General features: G+C 68.4%; 18 protein-coding genes. 1 reads left to right on the top strand and 17 read right to left on the bottom strand.

The genetic code is table 11. From position 1 onward, the window contains the following. Nucleotides 1–3: 3 nt before the first annotated feature. The 17 genes from ACQY8M_RS37395 to ACQY8M_RS37315 all read right to left on the bottom strand — a co-directional run bounded on the left by ACQY8M_RS37395 (nucleotide 4) and on the right by ACQY8M_RS37315 (nucleotide 20,337). On the bottom strand, nucleotides 4–2,226 hold the full coding sequence (locus ACQY8M_RS37395) for a hypothetical protein (RefSeq protein ID WP_428667485.1): 2,223 nt from the start codon (nucleotides 2,224–2,226) through the stop codon (nucleotides 4–6). Continuing rightward, on the bottom strand, nucleotides 2,219–4,699 hold the full coding sequence (locus ACQY8M_RS37390) for a hypothetical protein (protein WP_428667483.1): 2,481 nt from the start codon (nucleotides 4,697–4,699) through the stop codon (nucleotides 2,219–2,221). The genes ACQY8M_RS37395 and ACQY8M_RS37390 overlap by 8 nt, the downstream gene beginning before the upstream one ends. After that, the gene (locus ACQY8M_RS37385; RefSeq protein WP_428667481.1) at nucleotides 4,696–7,272 is read right to left on the bottom strand and encodes a hypothetical protein; all 2,577 of its coding nucleotides are present in this window, start codon (nucleotides 7,270–7,272) and stop codon (nucleotides 4,696–4,698) included. The genes ACQY8M_RS37390 and ACQY8M_RS37385 overlap by 4 nt, the downstream gene beginning before the upstream one ends. Continuing rightward, nucleotides 7,272–7,649, bottom strand: a complete 378-nt coding sequence (locus ACQY8M_RS37380) for a GPW/gp25 family protein (RefSeq protein WP_428667479.1) — start codon at nucleotides 7,647–7,649, stop codon at nucleotides 7,272–7,274. Before ACQY8M_RS37380 ends, ACQY8M_RS37385 begins: the two co-directional genes overlap by 1 nt. Nucleotides 7,650–7,653: 4 nt before the next feature. Then, nucleotides 7,654–7,986: a hypothetical protein gene (locus ACQY8M_RS37375; RefSeq protein WP_428667477.1), complete on the bottom strand. Its 333-nt coding sequence runs from the start codon at nucleotides 7,984–7,986 to the stop codon at nucleotides 7,654–7,656. Next, a complete protein-coding gene (locus ACQY8M_RS37370) occupies nucleotides 7,986–8,543 on the bottom strand; it encodes a phage baseplate assembly protein V (protein ID WP_428667475.1) in 558 nt (185 codons plus the stop codon). Before ACQY8M_RS37370 ends, ACQY8M_RS37375 begins: the two co-directional genes overlap by 1 nt. Next, complete coding sequence (locus ACQY8M_RS37365) at nucleotides 8,543–9,604, bottom strand: phage late control D family protein (RefSeq protein WP_428667473.1); 1,062 nt, start codon at nucleotides 9,602–9,604, stop codon at nucleotides 8,543–8,545. Before ACQY8M_RS37365 ends, ACQY8M_RS37370 begins: the two co-directional genes overlap by 1 nt. Beyond that, entirely contained in the window at nucleotides 9,605–9,880 is a 276-nt protein-coding gene (locus ACQY8M_RS37360) for a hypothetical protein (RefSeq protein ID WP_428667471.1), read from the bottom strand. A 9-nt stretch (nucleotides 9,881–9,889) separates the two neighbouring features. Continuing rightward, nucleotides 9,890–10,648 carry a hypothetical protein gene (locus ACQY8M_RS37355; RefSeq protein ID WP_428667469.1) on the bottom strand — a complete coding sequence of 253 codons (759 nt, stop codon included), beginning with the start codon at nucleotides 10,646–10,648 and terminating at the stop codon, nucleotides 9,890–9,892. Next, on the bottom strand, nucleotides 10,645–10,794 hold the full coding sequence (locus ACQY8M_RS37350) for a hypothetical protein (RefSeq protein WP_428667467.1): 150 nt from the start codon (nucleotides 10,792–10,794) through the stop codon (nucleotides 10,645–10,647). Before ACQY8M_RS37350 ends, ACQY8M_RS37355 begins: the two co-directional genes overlap by 4 nt. After that, on the bottom strand, nucleotides 10,791–11,027 hold the full coding sequence (locus tag ACQY8M_RS37345) for a hypothetical protein (protein WP_428667465.1): 237 nt from the start codon (nucleotides 11,025–11,027) through the stop codon (nucleotides 10,791–10,793). The genes ACQY8M_RS37350 and ACQY8M_RS37345 overlap by 4 nt, the downstream gene beginning before the upstream one ends. Beyond that, the gene (locus ACQY8M_RS37340) at nucleotides 11,024–13,138 is read right to left on the bottom strand and encodes an ATP-binding protein (protein ID WP_428667463.1); all 2,115 of its coding nucleotides are present in this window, start codon (nucleotides 13,136–13,138) and stop codon (nucleotides 11,024–11,026) included. Before ACQY8M_RS37340 ends, ACQY8M_RS37345 begins: the two co-directional genes overlap by 4 nt. Further along, nucleotides 13,135–14,406 (bottom strand): DUF4255 domain-containing protein, encoded by a 1,272-nt coding sequence (locus tag ACQY8M_RS37335; RefSeq protein WP_428667461.1) that lies wholly within the window; start codon nucleotides 14,404–14,406, stop codon nucleotides 13,135–13,137. The genes ACQY8M_RS37340 and ACQY8M_RS37335 overlap by 4 nt, the downstream gene beginning before the upstream one ends. Nucleotides 14,407–15,103: 697 nt before the next feature. After that, nucleotides 15,104–15,901: a hypothetical protein gene (locus ACQY8M_RS37330; RefSeq protein ID WP_428667459.1), complete on the bottom strand. Its 798-nt coding sequence runs from the start codon at nucleotides 15,899–15,901 to the stop codon at nucleotides 15,104–15,106. 13 nt (nucleotides 15,902–15,914) lie between these two features. After that, a complete protein-coding gene (locus ACQY8M_RS37325) occupies nucleotides 15,915–16,415 on the bottom strand; it encodes a phage tail protein (protein ID WP_428667457.1) in 501 nt (166 codons plus the stop codon). Nucleotides 16,416–16,476: 61 nt separating this feature from the next. Next, nucleotides 16,477–18,888, bottom strand: a complete 2,412-nt coding sequence (locus tag ACQY8M_RS37320; RefSeq protein WP_428667455.1) for a phage tail sheath family protein — start codon at nucleotides 18,886–18,888, stop codon at nucleotides 16,477–16,479. A 648-nt stretch (nucleotides 18,889–19,536) separates the two neighbouring features. Next, on the bottom strand, nucleotides 19,537–20,337 hold the full coding sequence (locus tag ACQY8M_RS37315; RefSeq protein ID WP_428667453.1) for a glucose 1-dehydrogenase: 801 nt from the start codon (nucleotides 20,335–20,337) through the stop codon (nucleotides 19,537–19,539). Nucleotides 20,338–20,386: 49 nt separating this feature from the next. Between ACQY8M_RS37315 and ACQY8M_RS37310 the strand changes: the two genes are divergently transcribed. Beyond that, nucleotides 20,387–21,259 (top strand): TauD/TfdA dioxygenase family protein, encoded by an 873-nt coding sequence (locus ACQY8M_RS37310; RefSeq protein WP_428667451.1) that lies wholly within the window; start codon nucleotides 20,387–20,389, stop codon nucleotides 21,257–21,259. Nucleotides 21,260–21,270: the final 11 nt, after the last annotated feature.

The following is a 21,270-nucleotide window of genomic DNA, read 5'->3' as shown; positions in this document are numbered from 1 at the left end:
GCCTCAGGTCTCGAAAATGAACGCGGGGATCAGGCCGAACGGCATGTATTCGGTCACCTTCGCGGTGATGCCGTCGAGCATGATGGGTGAATTGAGCGAGCTGAACGCGCCGATCTCGGAGCCGCTCTCCGCGCCGCGCCGGATGCCCGGGGCGGCCGCGTCGCCGATCTGGCAGTAGTCGGCATCACCGAATCGGGTCGATGCCAGGACGTGGGCGCCAACGGCGAGCTCGGTCGAGGCGAAAGGATGCGGCAGGCGGCTGCCGGCCAGCGCCGCGCTGAAGCGGAAGCAGCCCCATTGCGTGTCGGCCACCATGACCTCGCCGGTGACCAGCGTCTCGGTCGCAAAGAGCTTGTCGAGCGCGAGGTCGCCCAGCACCGTGACGCGGCGCAGCGTTGCCGTTCCAGGCACGAACGCGACGGTGGGCTGGCCGGTGGGGGCCTGCAGGATGCTGTCCGACACGTAGAGCGAGTCGATCACGCCGCTGTCCGAGATGCCGATCGAGGCGAGGATCGAGCCCTCGACCGTGAGGTTCTCCACGTTGCCGGTCACGACCAGCGGCACCGCCGCGATCGCGTTGCCGTTAGCGTCGGTACCGCCCGGATCGAGCGTCATGCGCCGCAGCGTCACCGACTTCCACGAGCCGGCGAGCTCGATGCGCGTGCCGACGTCACCGCCGATCCACAGCCCGTCGAGCACCAGCGTGGCGTCGCCGCCGGCCGCCGCCGTCACGCGCCATGGTGCCGCGAGCCGGACATAGGGCCGCTGCAGGTTGTCGGCCTGCACGACCAGGCTCTGGACACTGGAAACCGACGCGACCGGCCCGTAACGGAGGCTGTTGTCGAGTGACAAGCCGCCCGATACCGGCAGGTCGGCCAACATGATCGCGCCGCCGGCGTTCAGGCGGACAAAGGTGGGCAGGGTGGTCACGTCGATCAGGGCGGCACGCCGGTCGTCCGTGCCGGCGCCGACAGGTCCGGAGAAGCCGTAGTGGTAATCGACGGTGACCGGCGCCGCGGGTGCGCCAGCCATGAGCTTGAGCCGGCCGCGCTCCGGATCGATGACCAGCTGCTTGTTCGGAGGGGCATTCGACCAGTCGTCGAGCGATCCGGATGTCGTCAGGGCGACGGGGATCGCCGTGCCGCCAACGTCGACCTTCGCCGCGGCGGGCAGCAGTCCCGCCTTGCCGCAATCGGCGACCAGCGCGCCGTCGAGGATCGCCCGCATCACCGGCGGCAATAGCAGCGACGCCTGCGAGGGCAGGGTGGCGATGCGCGCCAGCAGCGCGCTCTCGGACGAAAAGCGGAAGTCGCGTAGGACGACGAGATCGTTGGCGGCGGCGGACGGTTGACCGGCGGCCGTCAGTACGGCGCCGAGGGACAGGATCAGTGCCTGGGTGACGACGTACTCGGCGTCGCCGAGAAGCCGGCAGGCGATCGGTCCGGGAAGATCCCAGGGCAACGGGAAGCGCCAAGCCTCCCAATCCGGCACGACCCGGCGCGGCGCGAACAGGGCGATGTCACGGCCAGACGGATCGAACAGGAAGGTGCCCGCCGCGCCGCGGCCGAAGGGCGTCGAGCCGACGACCGGGAAGGCGCGCAGCCGGTGCAGGAAGAAAAGCAGTTTCGGGATGTTCCACAACCCGTCGCGACCGTGCCGGCGACGGACGTCGGCGACATGGGAATATTCGTCGAATGGGCCGTCGGTCAGCGTTGAGGCGAGAGGCCGGCGCAGATCGGCGGTGCCGCCGCGCGGCGTCCGCGAGAAGCGGCCCAACTGCACGGCGGGAAGCTCATCGAGGCCGTGATGGGCCCGGCCGAGCCGCCGGAATGCCTCGACCACGGTGCCGTCCCACGGCGTGATGTCGGCGATCAGCTCCGCGAGCACGCGCGGCGTGCCCTTGCGCCGGCGATAGTAGATCGTCTTGGCCACGTCGATGCGGCGGCCGCGCTTGTCGAGCGCGGAAATCATCCGCGTGCCGACCAGTTCACCGATGTACGGCACCGCCCAGTCGTCGCAGAGATCGATGAAGTTGTCGTCCCATAGGCGGTCCTGGTCGCGACGCAGGATCGCGGCCTGGCTGGCGATCGTCTCGATCAGGCCGCGCACGACGCCCTTCTGCTCGCCGCTGCCGTCGAGGTTGCGATAGATCGCGGGCACCAGTGCCCACAGCTTCTCGGTGAAGTAGGCCTCGTAGCCGTCGGCGGCGCGCGACAGGTCAGCCATTGGACGGACTCCCGGTCACGCCGAGCGCGCCTTTGAAGTCGAAATACCGGCCGGGTCCGGGATTGCGGCCGTACGGCTCGAACGCCACGCCATCGAGCGTGAGCGCGCGGACGGCGACCGCCCCGGGAACGGCGAGCACCGTCTCGAACAGGGCGCTGCGGAACAACGTGCTGCCGATGCCCTGCGACCCCGGTTCGAGCAGGCCGTGCTGCGGGAACTCCAGCGCGTCGCGCACCGCTGCCAGCACCGTGGCCGTGTCGCGCATCGGATCGGTCTGCACGTCGATGCCGAGCGCGGCGGGCACGGCGGTGGCCTGGGTGACATCGATCGGTGTCGACGGATCGGCGATGCCGCGCAGGCGCTGCGAGACGAGGCTGCGCAGCCCGGCGGCGCCGACGTACCAGACCTGCACCACGGCGCGCTGGCGCAGTGCCGACCAGCGCCACTCCGCCGTCGCCAGCCGAACGCTGCCCACGGCGGCAGCGGCGGCGGCGAAATCGTCGATCGACACGGCGCGCCCGAGCAGCAGCGCCGTACGCGGCGCGGCGGTGCGCACCGAGCCGGGATTCTCGGCGTCAGCTCCGCCAGCCGCCGCGACGGGATTGACGACCGACTTGAGGCCGGGCGCGGGGCGGGCGATCTGGGCGATGCCGAAGGCCGGCGGCGAAGCTGCCCCGCCGCCGAAGCGATAGCGCGCGACGACATTGCCGATCCCGGTCGGCAGGGGAGAACCGAACGTGACGGCTGAACTGCCGTCGTCCTGGCGACGAACGATGTAGACCCGGTCCGCGGGGCCCACGCCGTAGAGTGTCGGCACTTCCGTCCAGACGATGCCGTCGACCAGGACGCGCAGCGTGCTGATCGCGCCCCAGTCGTTCGCGGCGGTCGCCGATGGCACGTAGGTCAGTGGTTTCTTTTGAAGCTTGAAGGACTGGAAGCTCTGCGTGGCGTCGCCGTTGCCGAGCACCTCGGCGGTGACCGTCTCGCCGCGCGTGACGGGCAGCACGTTGCCGTAGGCCCTGACCGGCAATTCGAGCGCGGGCTGCCAGTGCGTCGTCGGGTCGAGGGTGAGGGTGCTGCCGGTGAAATCGACGGCGGCCGGACTGTCGACGCCGCGCTGGTCGGCGCTCGCCAGCAAAACCTGGTCGACCTTTGGTGGTCCCATTGGCGAGACATGTAGATCGGCGAGGCCGATCGGATCGGAGTCGGCCAGGGTGGTCGCGGTGGGAGCGACGATCGTGCCGGCGTCGACGAGGCCGTAGTGGATCACCAGCTTGCCGGGATCTTGCCACGCCGGATCTCCGGCGGCGGTGTCCGCCGGATCGGGAATCGTGGCGTCAGCGGAGAGACGGGTCGTCGGCACGCGAGTGGCGGGCGTGGTGACGTCGTCGGAGCCGACCTTGATCGTCTGTTCGGGCACGACCGTGACCAGCGGCTCGTCGATCCTCGCGACACGCACTGCTTCGTAGTGGCCGGGGATCTCGAGCAGGATCCGGTCGCCAGCGCCGATGCCGCGGTTCAGGCTGTTGAGAAGAAGTCTCGTCCCCCCGAGGCCGGTAGAGGCGTCGCTCCAGCTTTCCACAGTCGAAGGTTCATCGGAGCCGAAGAAGAGCGGGGCGCTTGCAATGACGCTTTTGGCAAGGGCGACGATGTGGAACTGCAGAGAGGTCGTGCGCGATACCCAAAGTCCGGTCTTCTGCGTCGGCATCATGAGCCGCATCGAGGCGATCGCGCGCGGCTGGTCGAGCACGACCGGCGTGGCGAAGTCGACGCGCGTATAGCGGCCGCCATCGTCGAGCGTCACCATCGATACGCGTTGCGCGCGGGCAAGACGGACAGCGGGCTTCGCGCCGCCACCGAGTTCGAGCCAGAGGAGTCTGTCGCGCTGAACCCGCGCCGTCGCCGCGTCGAGCAGGATGTGGTCAAGCGTGCCGCTCAGGGTCGCGGCGCGGGGCGGGACGACGGTCCACTGGTTCGCGTCCGGATGAGAGATCGCGTCGGCGGAGGTCTCGAAGACCTGCGGCGGCTCGCTGCCGAACGCGGCGGAGCGGAAGGCGGTGCCCGCCGGAATGGTGATCGGAATGCGGCCCTCGACCAGCGCGCCGAGATTGGTCGCCGACGCGAGTTCCGGACGTGGCAGGTAGCCGATCATTCCGACGAGGCGGCGCAGCGACGATGGCAGGACGGCGGTGCGCAGATATGACTCGTTTGCGTGCGCCTGATCGTAGAAAGCCACCACATCGCACACATAAGCCCACATCTCGAGCAGCATGAGGCCGAGATCTTCCGGATCGCGCGCCCGCCAGGCGGCCAGCGGCGGATAGGCACCACCGGCTGCGGTGAGGCGCGCGAGCAGGGCGGACCGGAATTCCGGGAAGCCGCCGATCTGGCGCGGCAGCGACGGCAGTCCCGCCGGGATGTCGAGAGCCGCCGGGAAGATGCGGATGTCGCAGGGGCAGACGGGGTCGGTCATGCGCCACCATCATGGAAAATGCGCAGGGTCCCGCGATCGGCATGATCGGGATCGTTGTCGAGGCGGATGATCTCGTTCGGCTCGATGGTGAAGGTGAGCTCGGTGAAGGGCCGCCAGTCGAACCAGCCGCGGCGGCGGATCGCCATGCGCTCGACGGCCTTGACGCCGGGGACGAGCATGATGGTCGCCTCGAGCCGGCTGCGGAACAGCGGTGCGCCGAAGGTGAAATTGTCGGGATCGAAGAAGCCGCGCCGGGCGAGCGGCCCTTTGGTCCCGAGCAGCGCGGTTTCGACTTCGCCTGCGACATCGGCAGCATAGCGCGTCGGCGCCACGCAGATCTCGATCTGGAGGTCGATGTCGGCATAGATCGGATCGGGCACGACCGTCTCGCGGCCGGCTTGCCGGAAACGGTCGAGCTGCGCCTGCAGATCGCTGCGCCGATCCTGCGTCAGCACGTCGGTGCCGCGCGGATCGGGCGTCACCATCGCGGTGAGCCAGCTGCCGGTCCATCGGAACTGCGATCCGGCGCGCTGCACCCAGTCGAGCCGCTCGGCCGCCTCGGCGTAGTCTTCCGGCCGCACCGCGCGATAGGTGATCGCGCGGAAGGCATCGGGCGCATTGCGCCGCACGGCGTCGAGCGGTTCCGGATCGACGCCGCCTTCAGTCGGCAGCGGATTGGTGATCGCGGCAACCAGCCCGCCGAGCGCCGCCGCGTCGAACACGATGAGCGTGTCGGCGCCGAGATTGCCGCCGGTGCCGTTGCCGAGGCGGTAGCTCACCTCGAAGACCGTGCCGGGCGACGCGGTGGGCGAGGGGATCGCGCCGAACACGCCGTCGCCGAAGCGCACGGTGACGCCGTCGCCATCGGTCCGGTCGAGCTGCGCGTAGTCCTGATGGACGAGCGTATCGAGCGGCCGGCGAAAGCCGACGACGCGGCGCCAGATCCCGTCGTCGAGCGTGAAGTGCTGGTCCTCCGCCTGCGAGCTCGATACGCCGAGCAGCCTGCGGCGCCACTCCCAGCCATCGTGCTGGTCCCATTGCGAGCCGTTCCACTTCGGCGCCGATGCCGGCGTCGCCAGCGTTGCGCTGTAGAGGCGGATTTCGGGCGCGGCTGCGGCAGCGGTGCGGGCCAGCCAGGTGAGGCCCTCGAACTCCGAATCGGCGAGGCTGAAGAGGTAGGCGATGCTGGCATCCGGGCCGGTCCGTTCGACCGCCCGCGGCACCGGCGCGTAGGTTGCCGGATCGCCGCCCAGCGGCGGCTCGAGCGCGGCATAGTCGCTCGGCCCGATGCTGAAGCGGCGCACGACGGTGCGCCCGGCCGTGGCCGGCACGATATTGCCGCGCAAGGTCAGCACCGTCTGGTCCATCTCAAAGGGCAGCGCCTGCGCGTTCTCCCATGCGATCTGCGTGTAGTCGGCGGCGAGCAGCGGGTCGTGTCCGTCGACGACGCTGACGAGACGCACCAGCCAGCGTCGCGCCGGCAGCGAGCGGTCCGCCGGATCGGTGCGAAGGATCACCCAGCGCCCCGGCGTCACGCCGGGCGGCACATCGTCGAGTGGGAGGTCGGCGGCGCGATGCCCCGCGAGATACATCCCTGTCGCGCCGACCGGAAGGCAGGCCCGCGATGAGTCCCAGAGGTAGGGCGCAAGGGCGTTGCGCGCCGGTGAGATCGCGTAGCTGCGCGGCCCGGCGGGAAGGTCGCGCTCGGCGAAGCCACGACCGATCTCGAAGGTCACCGGCAGGATGGCGCCATCCGGAAGCGGCTGGTTGTCCGGCAGCGGCGCCACGAGCATGCCCTGCGCGCGCGGCAGGCCGTCGCTCACGGCCTGGACGGGCGTACCGGCCGGAAGGACGCCATCGGCGAGGGCGGTCACGTCGAGCCAGCCGGTGGCGGCGAGGCCGTCCTTCACGTCGTAATCGACGAGGCGTGCCATGCGCCGCACCGATCGGCGCTGGGTGGCTGTTTCGAGCTTCGTCTCGCGTGCGATTCGGTCCTGGGTGTAGGCGAATTCGTCGCCCAGGCTGCTCATTACCTCGACCAGCATGTTGCCGACATCGGCTTCCAGCCGGTCCTGCCAGGCGGGGTAACGTTGGCCCGCGAACTCGAGCAGCGCCGCGCGCAGGCTCCAGAAGTCGCGCGCGGTGTAGTCAACCGGGAAATCGACCGGCGTCTCGGGCGGACATTCGTGCGACGGCGGCTCGCAATCGACGTCGCGCGGACAGGCCGCCTTGAAGCTGAAGACGATGTTGTTGAAGAACGGATCGATCCGCGGATCGCCGATGCTGAGGACGTACGGCGCGAAGCCGCCCGGCTCCGCCGCGACGAGGCGGAGGATGTTGCGCCCGTCGGCTGCAGCCTGCCAGCCCGCTGTCACCGGTATGTCGGGCAACCCGTCGGCGTGGACGCGGACGCTGTTCTGCAGCGCTGGCGCAACGATCGGCGGGACAAGCGTGCTGGGCTGCTTCAGGAAGTAGACATCCAGCGTGACCTGGTCGGGTTGGACCAGCACGAAGTCGATCCCGGTCAGGCTGTTCTGGCCGAGCAGCGCTTCGAGGCGGTCGGGGCCGGCCATCAGGGTGCAACCTCGAGATTGAGATAACGGCGCTGCTGGCGGGCCAGCAGCAGGTAGCTGATCCGGATCGACAGCGTTGACTCTCCGGCGGTGACGACGACGTCGTCGACCTTGATCACGCTGCCGAGCCAGCGGTCGAGCGACTGATGGACCAAGACCTGTGCCAGCGAAGCGCTCACGACGGAATTGGGGGCGAACAGCATGCGGCGGACGCCGCAGCCGAATTCGGGCCGGTTGATCCGCTCGCCGGGTGCAGTCAGCAGCACCTGCCGGATCATCTGATCGACGTGCTGCTCGTAGCTGCGCTCGGCGGCGAGCCGGCCGAGGCCGACATCGACGCCGATCTGATAATGGATCGAGGTGAAGGGCTGGGTCATCGGCTCACATCCCCTTCACGCGCGGCTGTGTCGCCACGACGCTGACCGGCCCCTGTGGCGCGCCAGTTGCGGCGAGGCACAGGCCGACGCTGCCGGCGTCGAGGGCCTGGCCGCCTGCCCTGACGCGCAGGCCCGGCACGATCCACTGCACGCGGATGCAGGGGCTCGGCACCGGCCCCGGCAGCGTGAAGACGCAGCCGGCCACGAGGAAAGTGTCGGCAGAGGTCGCGATCGGCGCGCCGCCGGCCATCGCGCGGACGTTCGCGGGCACGATCGTGACCTGGCCACCGTGCGGGCAGAGCAGGGTCGAGGTTGCGGTGAGGCTGGGTCCGGCCATCACACGACCTCCAGCGCGCCGCTGTTCACGCTGAACGAGGCGGCGGTAAGCTCCGTCTTGTTCGGGGTGATCTCGGCAGCGACGCCGGTCGGGCTGACCGTGTGCGTGCTCGATCCTGCCGCGGTGACGGCCTCGGTCGTGAGCGTGACCGAAGCGCCCGAATCGGGGGCTAGCCTGGCCTGCTGCTGCGCGTCGTCGAGGCGCAGGACGAGCTTCTCCGTCTTCAGCTGCTTGACGTCCGGGTTGGCGCCTTCCGGCGCTTCGCCGTCGGCCCAGAAGCAGCCGACCCAGATCGGAAACGAAAGGTCGCCGCCTTCGAATTCGACCCATACGCCGGCGCCGGCCGCCGGAAGCGCGACGAAGCCGACCTTGTCGCCGGCATAGGGCACGCACGGCATGGCCCACACGTCGAGCCCGGGCGGCAGCAACGAGGGCACGCTGACCTTGAGCCGGCCCTTCTGCTTGGGATCCTTGTTGTCGGTCACGGTTCCCCGGTATTTCCCGAAATGTCGGCTGCGGACATGCTCCAGCAGCAGGCGAATGACATCGCGCTCCATCACGCCCCCCATCCGTTGCGCACCAGCTCGAACTCCATACGGTGCGTCGTGGCGTCGATCAGGTGACGCACGCTGGAAACGAAGTACGGCCCGCTGTGCCGCGTGCCCGTGCCCTGCACCTGCACGAGGGTATGGGCGCGCAGCACCGAGCCGAGCGCGTGGACGGTCGTCTCGCCGGTCACGGTGACGAAGAAGTCCGACTCGATCAGCGCCGCCTCGCCGCGGCTGCGCAGGTCGCCGGCATCGTCGACGGGCGCGGTGATCAGCGTGCTTCGGGCGTCGCCCGTGATCTCGGCCAGCCCCTTGTCGCCCAGCAGCTTCTGCGGCGATCGGGCGACGCTGCCGTCGATCTGGCTCTTGTCGGCGAGATCGAGATTCCATCCGACAGCGCTCGAGGGTCGTTCGACATCCCATGAAATGTCGAGCGCATTCAGGTTTGGATTGCCGATGTTGATCGCCAGCTTGGCCGTCGGCGCGCCATCGAGAACCGGGCGGCGGAAATGCGCGGTCTGCACGCCCATCGGATCGGCGGTCAGCCAGAACAGGCAGCCGTTGCGGCGCGCCAGCCGGCGGATGAAGCGCAGGTCGCTGTCGTGCTGGACCAGCGTGTGCTTGTCCTCGGCATGGACGGCCGGCGTGGCCTGGGCGTCGGCCACGAGACCGTAAACCGTCACGATCTGGCCGACCACGTCACTGTCATGCACGGCGTCCCAGACCTTGGCCTTTACCTCGCGGTCCATGACGAGGGAGGTGTCGCTGCCCATCACGTCGACGTAGGAGCCGGTGCCGCCGTGGAGCAGGCGGATCTGTTGCCCATGTACGGGGCCTTTGACGAGACAGTCGGCGACATTGTTTTGCAGCGACAGGACCTGGATCGTCGATCCGGGATCGACCCGGCCATCCCTGAGAAAGGGCAGGTCGCCGCCCGTGATGCCGACCTCGTAACGCATGCGGTAGGTCGTCGGCTCGCCCATCCGCTCCAGGACCTCGACGACCGAAGCCTGCGCGAGCTGAGCGTCGGCGGTGTCGCCGACCTTGATGGCGAGCGCGGTCGCGGCCATCTAGTCCGCCTTCACCGGAATCGGGATGTCGCGCGCTTCGGCGAGCGCGTCCGGCAGCATCACGTCCGACAGCTCGCAGATCCGCCAGTAGCCAGCGGGATCGGCGAGATAGTGGAAGGCGAGATGATCGAGCCGCTGCCCGTCGGTCCGCCGGTGCAGGCCGAGCAGCGCCTGCTCCGGCTTGTCGGGAGCGGGAATGACGGTGACCATGCGGCCGCGCCGATCGATCGCGGTGTAGCCCGCGACGCCCAGATACCGGCTGTTCGGATCGAACATTGGAGGCCCCTAGATCGGCAGCAGGCCGAGAATGGATTCGACGCCGTTGGCGTTGTTGGCCAGGGCCAACACGCGCTTCTGCGTCATCGTGAATTTATGGGCGGCGATAGCCAGCTTCTCGATCGTGTCGGGATCGCGGCCGAAGTCCGCCTCGGTAAGGACCTGCATGCCGAGCGACACCTTTGCACGCAGCGGATAGAGCATCGGATTGTTGAGCTGCTCTTCGACGGCGAAGGTGTTGATGCGTACCGGCACGATGCGTCCGGGCCCCCAGACGAAGAGGATCGTCGGCGACTTGGATTTCGGCACCGGCTCGGCCTGCGCGGCGACCGATGCACCGACCGACGCGCCGGCACCGCCGCCGAGGCTGGCACCGACCGACGGCGAGAGCGAGAAGCCCCGGCCCGAGGAGTCCTCGGCATAGAGCAACATCTCGAGGGCTGCGAGGCGGTCGGCAACGCCGGTAAGGACTGCCGCCGGATGGAATTTCGGGACTTCGAGCGCATCGCTCGCGTCGAGCTGCAGCGCGAGCGTGAAGTTCTCGACCGGCGGCTTGGGCTGCGTCGTGCCGGGCGCATCGGACACGGCCTTGCCGGGGCCGGCGGCCTTGCTGTCGGGGAGCTGATAGGGCTCCAGGGTGTGCGACAACGATTCCGGATTGTATTGAAAGACGATGACGTTCGGGATCGGCACGATCATCGGCGCGCTGAACTGCACCAGGGCGCCGCGCAGGAGCCTGGGGCTGGACGGAAGGCCGCTGCTGCTCACGACTTCCTCCGCCACTTTTCGTCGATCATGCAGGGCGCGGGCATCTGCACTTGCAATCTGGTTTCGGCAGGACCGATGGTGACGTGAGTCAGTCCGTAGGGTCGGCCCATCGCAGCCTTGTGCTGCGGCGTGGCGACGGATTTCATCGCAAGGCCTCCAGAATGCGGTGGGCGATCGTCTCGGCGAGTTCCTCGGTTGGCGTGCCGTCGGGAATGCGGATCGACAGGGAGGCGCCGGCCGGTATTGGATACATCTCCGTGCGGCTCAGCGCGCGCGCCAGCCGGTCGGCGACATCCTCCGCGAGACGGCGCGCCTGCGCTTCGTCGAGTGACGGCAGGCGCAGCAGCAATTCGTCGATGCGGACGTTTCTCGGCATCATGGCGCACCCAGCCGGTCGCGGTCGCGCTCGGTGAGCGCGCGGCCCTCCTTGATGAGCTCGCGTTCCAGTCCGCGCAGGATGTGGGTCATGCCGACCGGCGCGCCGTCCCGCTTTGCCGCGAACAGGGCCGACAGGACCGCGTACTTGATCTGTGCCCCGGTCACCTCAAGCGAGTCGGCTAGCCGCTGCAGCGGCGAGGCGAGCCGCGTCGCAGTCTCGCGGCCGGCCAGCTCGCCGACGAGACGGCGCCAGAGCTCGATCCTCTCGCCCGGTCCCGGCTTGGGAATGTCGAGCACGTACCGGATGCGGCGCAGGAACGCCGCGTCGATGTTCGATTTGCGGTTGGTCGCCAGCAGCGCGACGCCGCCATAGGCCTCGACCGCCTGCAATAGATGGTTGGTGTCGGTGTTGGCGTAGCGGTCGTGCGCGTCCTTGATCTCGGTGCGCCGGGAGAACAGAGCGTCCGCCTCGTCGAACAGCAGGACGGCGTCCATCTCCTCGGCGCGCGCGAAAACGCGCTGGAGGTTTTTCGAGGTCTCGCCGACATACTTGCTGACGACCTCCGACAACGAGATGCGGAAGAGGTCGAGGCCGAGCGAAGCGGCGACTGTCTGGGCCGTCATTGTCTTGCCGGTGCCGGGCGGCCCTGCGAGCAGCGCGAGCAGGCCGCGGCCCTGCGGAAACAGGCGGCGGGCCGCGCCATCCTCCCAGACCTGGGCGCGCGTGCGGGCCTCGAAGACGAGATCGGCGATCGCCTCGCGCAGCGACGGCGGCAGCACGAGGTCGTCGGCGGTGAAGCTGCATTCGACCCATTGCGCGACCTCGCCCAAGCGATGCCGATGAGTGCGCCGCACGTGCGCGGCAGCCTCGTCGGGGCCGGCTGGACGGTGGGCGGCCAGTGCGGCGATCTCGCCGATGACGAGGCGGTGCCGGGCCGCCAGCGTGGAGACCGCTCCCTCGGGCCATGCATCGGCGCCCGGCACGAGGCGGCGCAGCATCGTCTCCCGCTCGGCGAGCGAGAGCGACGGTATTGAGATCATCTCTTCCACGGCGTCGATGGACGGCGGCGCGGCCTGGCCCGCTTCGACGATCATGAACTGTACCGGAAACGGCGCGATCGAACGTGGCCAGAGACGATGCGTCAGCCGCTCGCCGGCCCAGGCCAGCGCGCAACGATCGAGGAACGCCTGCCGCTGCGCCCGCACGAACAGTCGCGGCCAGCTCTCGTCGTCGATCGCGTCGGCATCGACGACGAGAAGCTGCAGGCCGAGGCGCGAGGCGATCGAGGCGGCGAACGTGCGCCGGCCGCTGCCCGGAGTTCCCCGGACGAGGACGCGGGCGCGCCCAGCCGTGGCGAGGATCCGTTCGATGTGCGCCGCCATCTCGTCGACCGGCCAGCGCGGTAGGGGCCGGGCCGGGGTCGCGTGCAGGTGGGCCACGCCGACCAGCGCCTCGTCGAGATGGTGGCCGCCCAATATCCAGGCTCGGATCAGCGGATCGCAGACGAGGGCCGGCGGCTCGCCGGGCGCGACCGGCTCCTCGCTCACGAGCTGCCACCGGCGCAACGCCGAGGCGGCATCGAGCACCGCCGCTGGTCCGTGGTCGAAGAGCTGGGCTGCCAGCTCCTCGGTCACGTAACTTCGGGTCGCGACGTCCTGCAGATAGGCGAACACACGGGCGAGCGTGGGATCGAGGCTTGCCGCGAGGCAGGCTTGGAGGAGATCGGCCTCCGGTCGTGTCAGGGCGAACAGGCTCGCGAGCTTGCCGAGCCGGTCGGTCCTGTCGGCCTCCATGGCGGCCTCGACCTGGGCCAGCAGTTCGACGGCCTGCCGCGCTGCCGGGAAGCCGAGTCGGAAGGCGGCTTCCGCTTCCGGCGTGTCCCAACCTTCGAGGGCAGCGTCGACCTGCGCATGCGTGACCACACGCGGGGTTTCCCGATCGGTCTCGCGTCGCCACAGGGTGCGCAGCCAGAGCACGCGAAGCTGCGCACGCAGTCTGATCCGCAGGGTCAGCCGCTCGATGGCGTCGACTGGAATGCCGCGTCGGCCGCCGGCTGGGCCTTCCGACGCCATGCCGCGCAGCGGCGGGACTGCGTGCTGTGCGTCGGTCATTGCGCGACTACCCATTGCGGCGGGCCCTCGCTGCCGGAGACGATCACGCGCACCGGAACGATCGCGGCGGCCGGAGTACCAGCGGGCAGGCGGGCAAGGATCGCAGTTGGGCTCTGCACGGCGAACTCGCCGGGATTGAGGCTCGCGGGATTGCCGGGTTCGGCGCGGTCGGCGCCGAGGTAGAGCGTCACGGCCGGCGCGGGCGTGAAGCCAATACCGGTGATCGTGAACTGGCCGGCCGGCGAAGGAGCGCTCAGGGCCGAGATGCCGGGCGCGATGGCGATTGGCACTTGGTTCGAGATCTGCGTGATCACCCGGATGGAGCCGTCCGGCAGCCGGAGCTGGCGCGCGATCTGGACTGAGGCGGCGTAAAGGCCGGGAGGCGTGGGCGTGCCGCTAGCGGTCGTTTGCACCCGGGCCGTGATGCCCTCGGCCGTGACCCGCACCTGCCAGGCCGCGTCCGCGGTCAGGGTTGCCGTGGCCGATACCTGGCGCAGCAGCAGCGTCGCGGTGCCTCCGGTCAGGCCGGTGCCGAGGAGGGTGAAGAGATCGCCGGCGCCAAGCTGGGTGGCCTGCGCCGGCTGCACCACGATCGTGCGGTCCTGTGTCTCGCCCGGCAGGCGGTAGGTGACGACACTTTGGCTGGTGTCGAGCCGGGGCGCGCCGGTGGTGAAGGTCTGGATGCCGTATTGCAGGACTCGGCCCGCGCCACGCGGCGGCCTGTCCGGCTCGAGCATGACGACGCTCGCCTGATAATAGGCCGAGAGGCGGAGCGGTGAGGAACCCGCGGTCCAGTAGCTGACGGCCTCCGCCGCCGGCACCGGCTGCAGTGTGATGCGCAGACGATTGCCGTCGCCCGACATCGCCGGGTCGAGGACCGGCAGGCCGTTTATTTGCGTCGTGTCGTCGATCATCGGCACGTCGCGCAGCGCCTTCACGGCCAGTCCCATGATGAGTTGCTCTGTGAGGGTGCCGACATCGGTCTCGGCCGAATGCGCGCTCAGCACGTAGTAGAGATCGAGCGCCATGGGCGTGTAGTGCAGCGCTTCCACGCCGGATGGCGGCGGCTGGTTCTTGAAGGCCGCATCCTCGCTCAGGTGATAAAGATAGAGGCCGGCCACCGGATCGCCGGTCAGCTTGTCCGGCGGCATCGGCGATGTGGTCAGCTTCGGCGACGGAAGCGGCGGCCATGCCGGCGAGGCGTTCACCGAGAGATCGATGACCTTGAGCAGCGTGCGCGTCACGGCGCCGAGGTCGAGCAGCGCCATGGTTAGCTCTGTCCGAATCCGAAGCGCTGGCCGAGCAGCGCGCTGCCGGACAGCACGCCGCGCGGCGCGGTCGGGGCAGCACGGCGCGGGGCTGCAGGTGGCGCGGGCGGCGGCGCTTGCACGACGACTTCGATACGGCCGATCTGGAGCGACGGACCGCGGGGCGGTGGCGTCGTCGGGGCGGCGGCGATACGGGGCTCGAGTGGGGCGCGCGCCGGAGGCGGCGTGGCGCGCGTGCGGGACACCGGCGGGGTTGGGGCCGGAGATGTCGGCTGCAAGAGCGTCGGCTGGCCTTGCGGGGTCGATGGCGGAATCACGGAGGTTGCGACAGGCGCCGCAACTGCGGGCGGCAAGACCATGGGTGGCACGGACGTGGAACGTGGCGGCGGCTCGGCTCTCTGCGACGACAGTTGCGCGATCGGATAGGCGCCTCGCTGCGGCGGCAATGGATCGGGCGGCGACGCCGTCTGGGCGCGCGCAGTCGGCATGATCGGCGTCGGAGCAGGCTGAGCCTGCATCCCCTGCGGCGACGCTGCGGTGTGGCTGGATCTTGGTTCCGGCTCGCTCGACAGAGTCTCTTCCACCAGGCCGGCTGCTCCGGTGAGCGTCGTCCGGGGCGACGGTGTGACTCGCGCCGTCGACGGCGCCTGCCGGCCGACCGATCGCGTCACCAGTCTCTGGAGATATCCGAACATGGCTAGAAGCTTCCGGCGTGGGCGCCGCGATCGCGTTCGATCGCGGCCGCGAAGGCCCGCCGGCGCTTGCGATCGAGTTCCAGGATTTCGTGCAGGCTCCAGCCATAGGTCGAGGCCAGCAGATGGACCTCGGCGGTCCGCGCCGGCATCTCCTGCAGGATCGACGTGAGCAGATAGTGCTGGAGGTCGAAATGCGTCTGGGTCGGCGCGCCGCACTCCGGGCAGGTCGCGTCGAGCTCAGTATCGAGGATCGGTGCGGCCGCCTCGAGCGCGTCGTGTACCGCCAGGTCGCCCGGTGCCGCGTCGCCCTCGACGATGCAGCGGGCGAGCAGCGCCGCCTCCGCCGCCTCGGCCGACATGCCCTGCAAGGCCAGTTCGTCGCTGCCGCGCGGCAGGCGAAGCCGCCGTCCGTCGTCGAGCGTCACGGTCGAATTGCGCGCGAAAGCGATATCCACCGGCAGCAGGCCGGCGCTCGCCAGAAGGTCTCCGAGCTTGAAATCGATATCGAAGGGACTGCCGCACGCCTCGCAACGCAGCACGCAGTCGATCCGGTCGCCGAACTCCGCGACGTAGATTTCCGCCAGCAGCCTGTCGCGGTCGCATGCCGTCAGGCGGTCGGCCTCGCCGGGCCGCAGCGCCGCGCCCTTGGTGTCGACGAGCAGGCGATCTAGCAGACCGATCGCCGCTGCCGTATCGGTGCCGCCGATCGCTTCCTCGTCGCCGCCCCGGAGGTTGCGGAGCGCGATCCATCCGGCCGTCGTTCCGTCGTCCGGCGGAAAGGTGAGGAAAAGGCGTCGCATCCCCCGCCCTCGGTCAGGTCTGGGTCGGTTCGACGATAGCAAGGTCGCGATCCCAGCCTTCGTTCTCGAGCTTGATCATCTCGATCGCCACCGCATTGGCGTTGGCGTCGAGGTCGGGAAGAGCGTGGTACTCCGACACCCAGCAGCGGTAGACGTTGTAGGCCTTCGCCACGACGCCGTTCTCGTTCAGCAGCTCGATGGTGATGTCCTTGCGGAAATTCTTTAGCGAGATGGTTCCGCCGGCACCGGGCGCGTAGATCAGGTTCGCCCAGTTCTCGAATTCCGGATCGTGGGTGACGCCGCGCTCGAGCGTGATCGGCTCGAAGGACGTGGTCGTCGGCATGTGGCGCGCCGTGCTCGGGTCGTTCGCTTCCCGATGCTTGGCTACTTCGGTCGAGCGCTTCAGCATGCTGACCTTGCTGATGCCGAGCACGTACTTGCCGTCCCACTTCACGCGGAACCTGAAGTTCTTGTAGGGATCGAAGCGGTAGGAATTGACGGTGAAGAGAGCCATCGCGTGTATCCTCGTCGCATGGCGGCAGTGGCCGCCGAATGGTGCTGCCCGCCAAGTCGCGTCAGGCCTGCAAGGCGCCCGCGATCTGCTGGATGTAGAGCACGACGAACTCGGCCGGCTTGAGCGGGGCGAATCCGACCCAGATGTTCACGATGCCGAGATCGCGATCGTTCTGCGTCGTCGTCTCGGCATCGCACTTGACGAAATAGGCTTCCTGCGGTGTCGAGCCCTGGAAGGCGCCCTGGCGGTAGAGACCGTGCATGAAGGAGCCGACGTTGAGCCGGATCGACGCCCAGAGCGGCGTGTCGTTGGGCTCGAACACCACCCACTTGAGCCCGCGATAGAGGCTCTCCTCCATGAAGAGGGCGAGGCGGCGGATCGGGATGTACTTGTATTCGCTGGCGAACATGTCGGCGCCGTCGTTCGTCCGCGCGCCCCAGCTCAGCACGCCTTCCGGCATGACCCGGATGCCGTTGATGCCGAGCGGATTGAGCTGGCCGCTCTCGCCGTCGGTCAGGTTGAGGTCGACGCCGGTGACGCCGCGGAAGTCGGCCTCGGTGCCGGCCGGCGCCTTCCAGACGCCCCGGGTGCCATCTGTGCGCGCATAGATGCCGGCGACGGCCCCGGCGGGGCCGACGGCGACGTTCAACCCGCCCTCGTTGATGGTGAGACGCGGGAAGTAGACGGCGCTGTAATCCTTCACCATGCCGATGCGGAAGGTGTTCACGCCGCTCGTCGCGCTCTGGGCGGAGGTCCAGGAATCCGGCGGATCGGTGACCAGGAAGGCGCGCCGCTGCTGGCAGAAGATGCTGGCGTTGGCGTAGAGCGTCTGGACCGGTGTCGCGCCGGTCGAACGCTCGGGCGGCAGGATGAGAAGATTGAACAGGTCGACATCGTGGTCGATCACGACATAGGCGGCGTCGTAGTCGGCCGGCGTCGGCGGGTTGCCGTCGTTGCCGGGCACGCCGGCGGTCTGGAAGAGCGGGTTGCCGGCAAGGCCGAGGCTGTCGTAGCGCACGTTAACGATCGTCGGCGGGCCGGCCGTTGCGATGTTGCTCGGGGCCGTCGCGAACGGAGGAATCGTGTTGTCGTCGCCGGCGGTCGCGATGAAGGCGATGCGCGTGCCCCACAATTCCGCTGTCCAGCGGAAGGTGGACGGGTTCAGGGCCTGGAAGGCGTTCACCGCGTCGGCCCAGCGCTGGAGCTTGGTCACGAGCGAGGAACCCTGCCAGTTGGCGGCTCCCGCCGGCGGCGCGGCATCGGCGAGCGCCAGTGGCACCGCCTGAGGAACGAGGTTGCCCGCGGCGTCGAACGTGTCGAGGGTCATCGCGTTGATCGCAGTGCCGCCGGTCTGCGGCAGATTCAGGAAAGCGGTCGCGGTGGCGAGCGACGCGCGCTCGTAGGCATTGTAGACGACGCCGGTGGGGGCCGGCCGCCGCACCGAATAGGCGCTGACCTCTATTCCGCCGTTGGCCGCGCCCAGGCCCAGGGCGGCAGACGCATCGTTCGCCGGCGCGGACTGGATGAGGATGTCGCCCTGCGCGGTCGATTCGATGATGAGGACGGCGGTGGCGAGAGGGGCGGCATCAGCCGGACCTGCCGTGATCGTCACGTTGACGGTGACGCCGCCGCTCAACGCGGCGTTGATGCGATTGGCGATCGCCGCCGCGTATTGAGTACTGAGGGCGGCAACGGTCGTTCCGGGGAAAGCGGTCGTATCTGTGAAGTCGTCGGAGATGGTGACGACGACGGACGGACTGCCGTCGACGCTGATCCGGAAGGATCTCTGCGGCGACGTGGCGCCCAACGCGGCGGCGAACTGCGCCCTGAAGTCCGCAGCGTTGGCGACCGACGAATCGTATTCGATCGGCCGGGTCGACATCGAGTAGCCGTCGATCGTGGCGACGGTCGCGGGGTCGCTGGCCGACACGAGCGCGGATTTCTGGGTCAGCACCGTCGGCGCATAGGAGGAAGAGTTCGGATCCATCGAAAGGTTGTTCCAGACCTCGCGATTGGCCTGGACGCGCTGCCCGCGGCCATCGACCGTGCTCTGGAACAGCACGATGTTGAAAGTGTTCTCCGGCGTCGGCGTGTTGTAGTTGATGCCAACGCGGATGGAATCGCCGAGAATGCCGGCGCTGACCGCACTGATCGTCAGCACGTCGGCCTTCGCCTCGTTCTGCAGCGTGATCGACGAGGACAGGGCGCCGTTGGCGATGCGGGTAACGTAGCAGTCGCTGCCGCCGTTCAGGAAGAACAGTCGAACATAACGTGCGAGGTCCCCGACGCTCGCGTCGTCGCCGAACAGCCTGGCGAAGTCGGTGAAGGTCTGGATGCGCCTCGGCGTCGAGAGCGGGCCCGACTTCGTGCGGCCGACGAAGCAGCCGATCGAGGTGCTGACGCCGACGATCGTCCTGACGCCGCTCGGCACCTCCTGCACGTACACGCCCGGATAGCTAACCTGGACAGCCATACTCGCCCCCTTCTGTCGTTGGACTGCAGCCGGAACTGCGTTACCGATCGGTTGAGCACTCACATGGCTTGTACTGTCGACGGCCAAACGCGGCGCGGTCGCGCATGATGTCTCGAGGAGAACCCGTCTCCGAATTGAACGCGACCGGCGTAATGATTTCCATCAAAACGAGGACTTGTACAGTATCGACAATCGTCGGTAATCGACGGGACCAATCAACGAAGGTGAAAAATAGCGCAGCCAAACTATGAACCCGAAGAAATCGCTCGATTAAGTCTCTCTTCGGCGAACTCAACCTAATCGGCGCCAATTTCATTTCTATTGCGCGCCGCCTCCCAATTGTTTCGTCAATTTCATCTGGCCGTCCCATGAAACACGGGGCGAAGGGGCCAAGAACACGAGGGAATTTGGGCGCTCGAGGGCTGTGACAATATTAGGGCCGAACGGCGACACGCCCTATAGAGGGTTACGCGACCTCAAACGCCATCCACAAGCTATATCGCGAAAAGAATGGGAGAGTGACAGGGCGAGTAGATCGCCCGAGAAGGCGAAGCCCGCCGAAAGCGGGAGGCGAGGCTTCGGCGAGCGCTGCTCGGTGTCAGATGATTCTCGGAAGAGATATCTGACGCTTGGTGCTGTTCGGGGGGCTCATCGTGTGGCGACGTTGGTGACGGCGCCGCCCGTCGCGGTGCGACCGCCATCGACGACGAACTGGCCTCCGGTGGTGTTCGAGGCGAGGTCCGAACACAGGAAAAGCACCATGTTGGCGATCTCCTGCGCCGTTGTGTAGCGGCCGGTCGGGAGCGAAGCCTGATAGCGGGCCTCGACGGCCTTGGGATCGCCGGGCGAGAGCTGGGCCTCGAGGGAATGTATCATTCGTGTATCGACCGGCCCGGGGCACACTGCGTTCACACGAATACCCTGGCGGGCGACCTCGCCGGCTGCGGTCTTGGTCAACCCGAGCACGGCGTGCTTGGAGGCGACATAGGCGGACATGCCGGGCGTGCCGACCAGGCCCGCGACGGAGGCCGTGTTGACCACCGCGCCGCCGCCCTGGCGGATCATCTCCGGCAGGACGTGGCGCATCCCCAGGAAGACGCCCCGGACATTGACGCCGATCACGGCGTCGAACATCGCCTCGTCATAGTCGGCGGTCGGGGCGACCTTGCCCTCGATGCCGGCATTGTTGAAGAAGCAGTCGATCCGGCCGTACTTGCCCACCGTCGCCTTTACATAGGCCTTCACGTCCTCGGACTTCGTGACATCGGCCGTGACGGCAAGCGCCTCGCCACCGTTCTGGCGGATGATCCCCGCGGTCGCTTCGGCGGCCGTCCCGTCGCGGTCGACCACCACCACCTTGGCGCCATGGGCGGCGAAGCCTACACAGGCCGCACGCCCGATGCCGTTACCCCCGCCGGTGACCAGGGCGACCTTGCCTGTGAAATCCATTATTTCCTCCCTTTGTCCGTTGACCGGGGAAGTCTAACATCGGAACGCCATGACAATCACCGTCAAGCCTCGCCATCCTGCGCTCGGCGCGGAGGTCCACGGCGTCGACATGAGACAGCCGCTGGACTGCGAAACCATCCAGGCCGTCCGCGACGCCTGGACCCGCCATCTCGTGCTGGTGTTCCCCGACCAGGACATCACCGATGCCGAGCATGTTGCCTTCACGCGGCATTTCGGCGAGCCCGAGATCTTCCACCAGACCTCGCTAAACCTGCGTTCAGACCGGGTGAAGGAGATCTTCCTCGTTTCCAACGTCGACGGCGAGAACCGGCTGATGAAGCCTTCCGACCCGTCGCAGAAGCAGCTCTCGTCGTCGCGCCAGTGGCACACCGATTCGAGCTACCGGCCGATGCCGAGCATCGGTTCGCTGCTGCACGGCATCGAGATCAGCCGGACCGGCGGCATCACCCAGTTCATCAACATGTACGAGGTGTACGAGGCGCTGCCCGAGACCCTGCGCCGGCAGGTCGAGGGTCGCCGCGCGCGGCACGATTTCAGCATGTTGCACCGGATCACCGGGGCGCCGCCGCCCACCGCGGCGGAGCAGGCTGCGATGCCGGCGGTGTGGCATCCGATGGTTCGGCGCCATCCGGTGAGCGGCAGGAAATCGCTCTATATCAGCTCGATCTACAACGATGCGGTCGAGGGTCTCGATGGCGACGCCGCGCGTGCCCTGATCGAGGAGCTGTCGGTGTTCGCCGCCCAGCCGCAATTTATGTACCGGCACGTCTGGGAGCCGAACGACGTGCTGATGTGGGACAATCGCTGCACCGTGCATGCCGTGACGCCGCACGATCCGGACGAACGTCGCGTGATGCATCGCACCACCATCGTCGGGAGCGAGCCGGTGGTGGCTGGTTAGCCGTCACGCTT

It is taken from the genome of Reyranella sp. (assembly GCF_965279465.1).
Lineage (GTDB): Bacteria > Pseudomonadota > Alphaproteobacteria > Reyranellales > Reyranellaceae > Reyranella.
Note: the sequence above shows the minus strand (reverse complement) of the source record. Positions and strands in the feature narration are given on the sequence as shown.

Bases quoted from the DNA above. Each gene is read 5' to 3' on its own strand.
- ACQY8M_RS37350 (WP_428667467.1), bottom strand. From the start codon at position 10,794: ATGAAATCCGTCGCCACGCCGCAGCACAAGGCTGCGATGGGCCGACCC.
- ACQY8M_RS37365 (WP_428667473.1), bottom strand. From the start codon at position 9,604: ATGGCCGCGACCGCGCTCGCCATCAAGGTCGGCGACACCGCCGACGCT.
- ACQY8M_RS37395 (WP_428667485.1), bottom strand. From the start codon at position 2,226: ATGGCTGACCTGTCGCGCGCCGCCGACGGCTACGAGGCCTACTTCACC.
- ACQY8M_RS37360 (WP_428667471.1), bottom strand. From the start codon at position 9,880: ATGTTCGATCCGAACAGCCGGTATCTGGGCGTCGCGGGCTACACCGCG.
- ACQY8M_RS37310 (WP_428667451.1), top strand. From the start codon at position 20,387: ATGACAATCACCGTCAAGCCTCGCCATCCTGCGCTCGGCGCGGAGGTC.
- ACQY8M_RS37390 (WP_428667483.1), bottom strand. From the start codon at position 4,699: ATGACCGACCCCGTCTGCCCCTGCGACATCCGCATCTTCCCGGCGGCT.
- ACQY8M_RS37335 (WP_428667461.1), bottom strand. From the start codon at position 14,406: ATGGCGCTGCTCGACCTCGGCGCCGTGACGCGCACGCTGCTCAAGGTC.
- ACQY8M_RS37320 (WP_428667455.1), bottom strand. From the start codon at position 18,888: ATGGCTGTCCAGGTTAGCTATCCGGGCGTGTACGTGCAGGAGGTGCCG.
- ACQY8M_RS37375 (WP_428667477.1), bottom strand. From the start codon at position 7,986: ATGGCCGGACCCAGCCTCACCGCAACCTCGACCCTGCTCTGCCCGCAC.
- ACQY8M_RS37315 (WP_428667453.1), bottom strand. From the start codon at position 20,337: ATGGATTTCACAGGCAAGGTCGCCCTGGTCACCGGCGGGGGTAACGGC.
- ACQY8M_RS37330 (WP_428667459.1), bottom strand. From the start codon at position 15,901: ATGCGACGCCTTTTCCTCACCTTTCCGCCGGACGACGGAACGACGGCC.
- ACQY8M_RS37345 (WP_428667465.1), bottom strand. From the start codon at position 11,027: ATGATGCCGAGAAACGTCCGCATCGACGAATTGCTGCTGCGCCTGCCG.
- ACQY8M_RS37380 (WP_428667479.1), bottom strand. From the start codon at position 7,649: ATGACCCAGCCCTTCACCTCGATCCATTATCAGATCGGCGTCGATGTC.
- ACQY8M_RS37385 (WP_428667481.1), bottom strand. From the start codon at position 7,272: ATGGCCGGCCCCGACCGCCTCGAAGCGCTGCTCGGCCAGAACAGCCTG.
- ACQY8M_RS37340 (WP_428667463.1), bottom strand. From the start codon at position 13,138: ATGACCGACGCACAGCACGCAGTCCCGCCGCTGCGCGGCATGGCGTCG.
- ACQY8M_RS37325 (WP_428667457.1), bottom strand. From the start codon at position 16,415: ATGGCTCTCTTCACCGTCAATTCCTACCGCTTCGATCCCTACAAGAAC.
- ACQY8M_RS37370 (WP_428667475.1), bottom strand. From the start codon at position 8,543: ATGGAGCGCGATGTCATTCGCCTGCTGCTGGAGCATGTCCGCAGCCGA.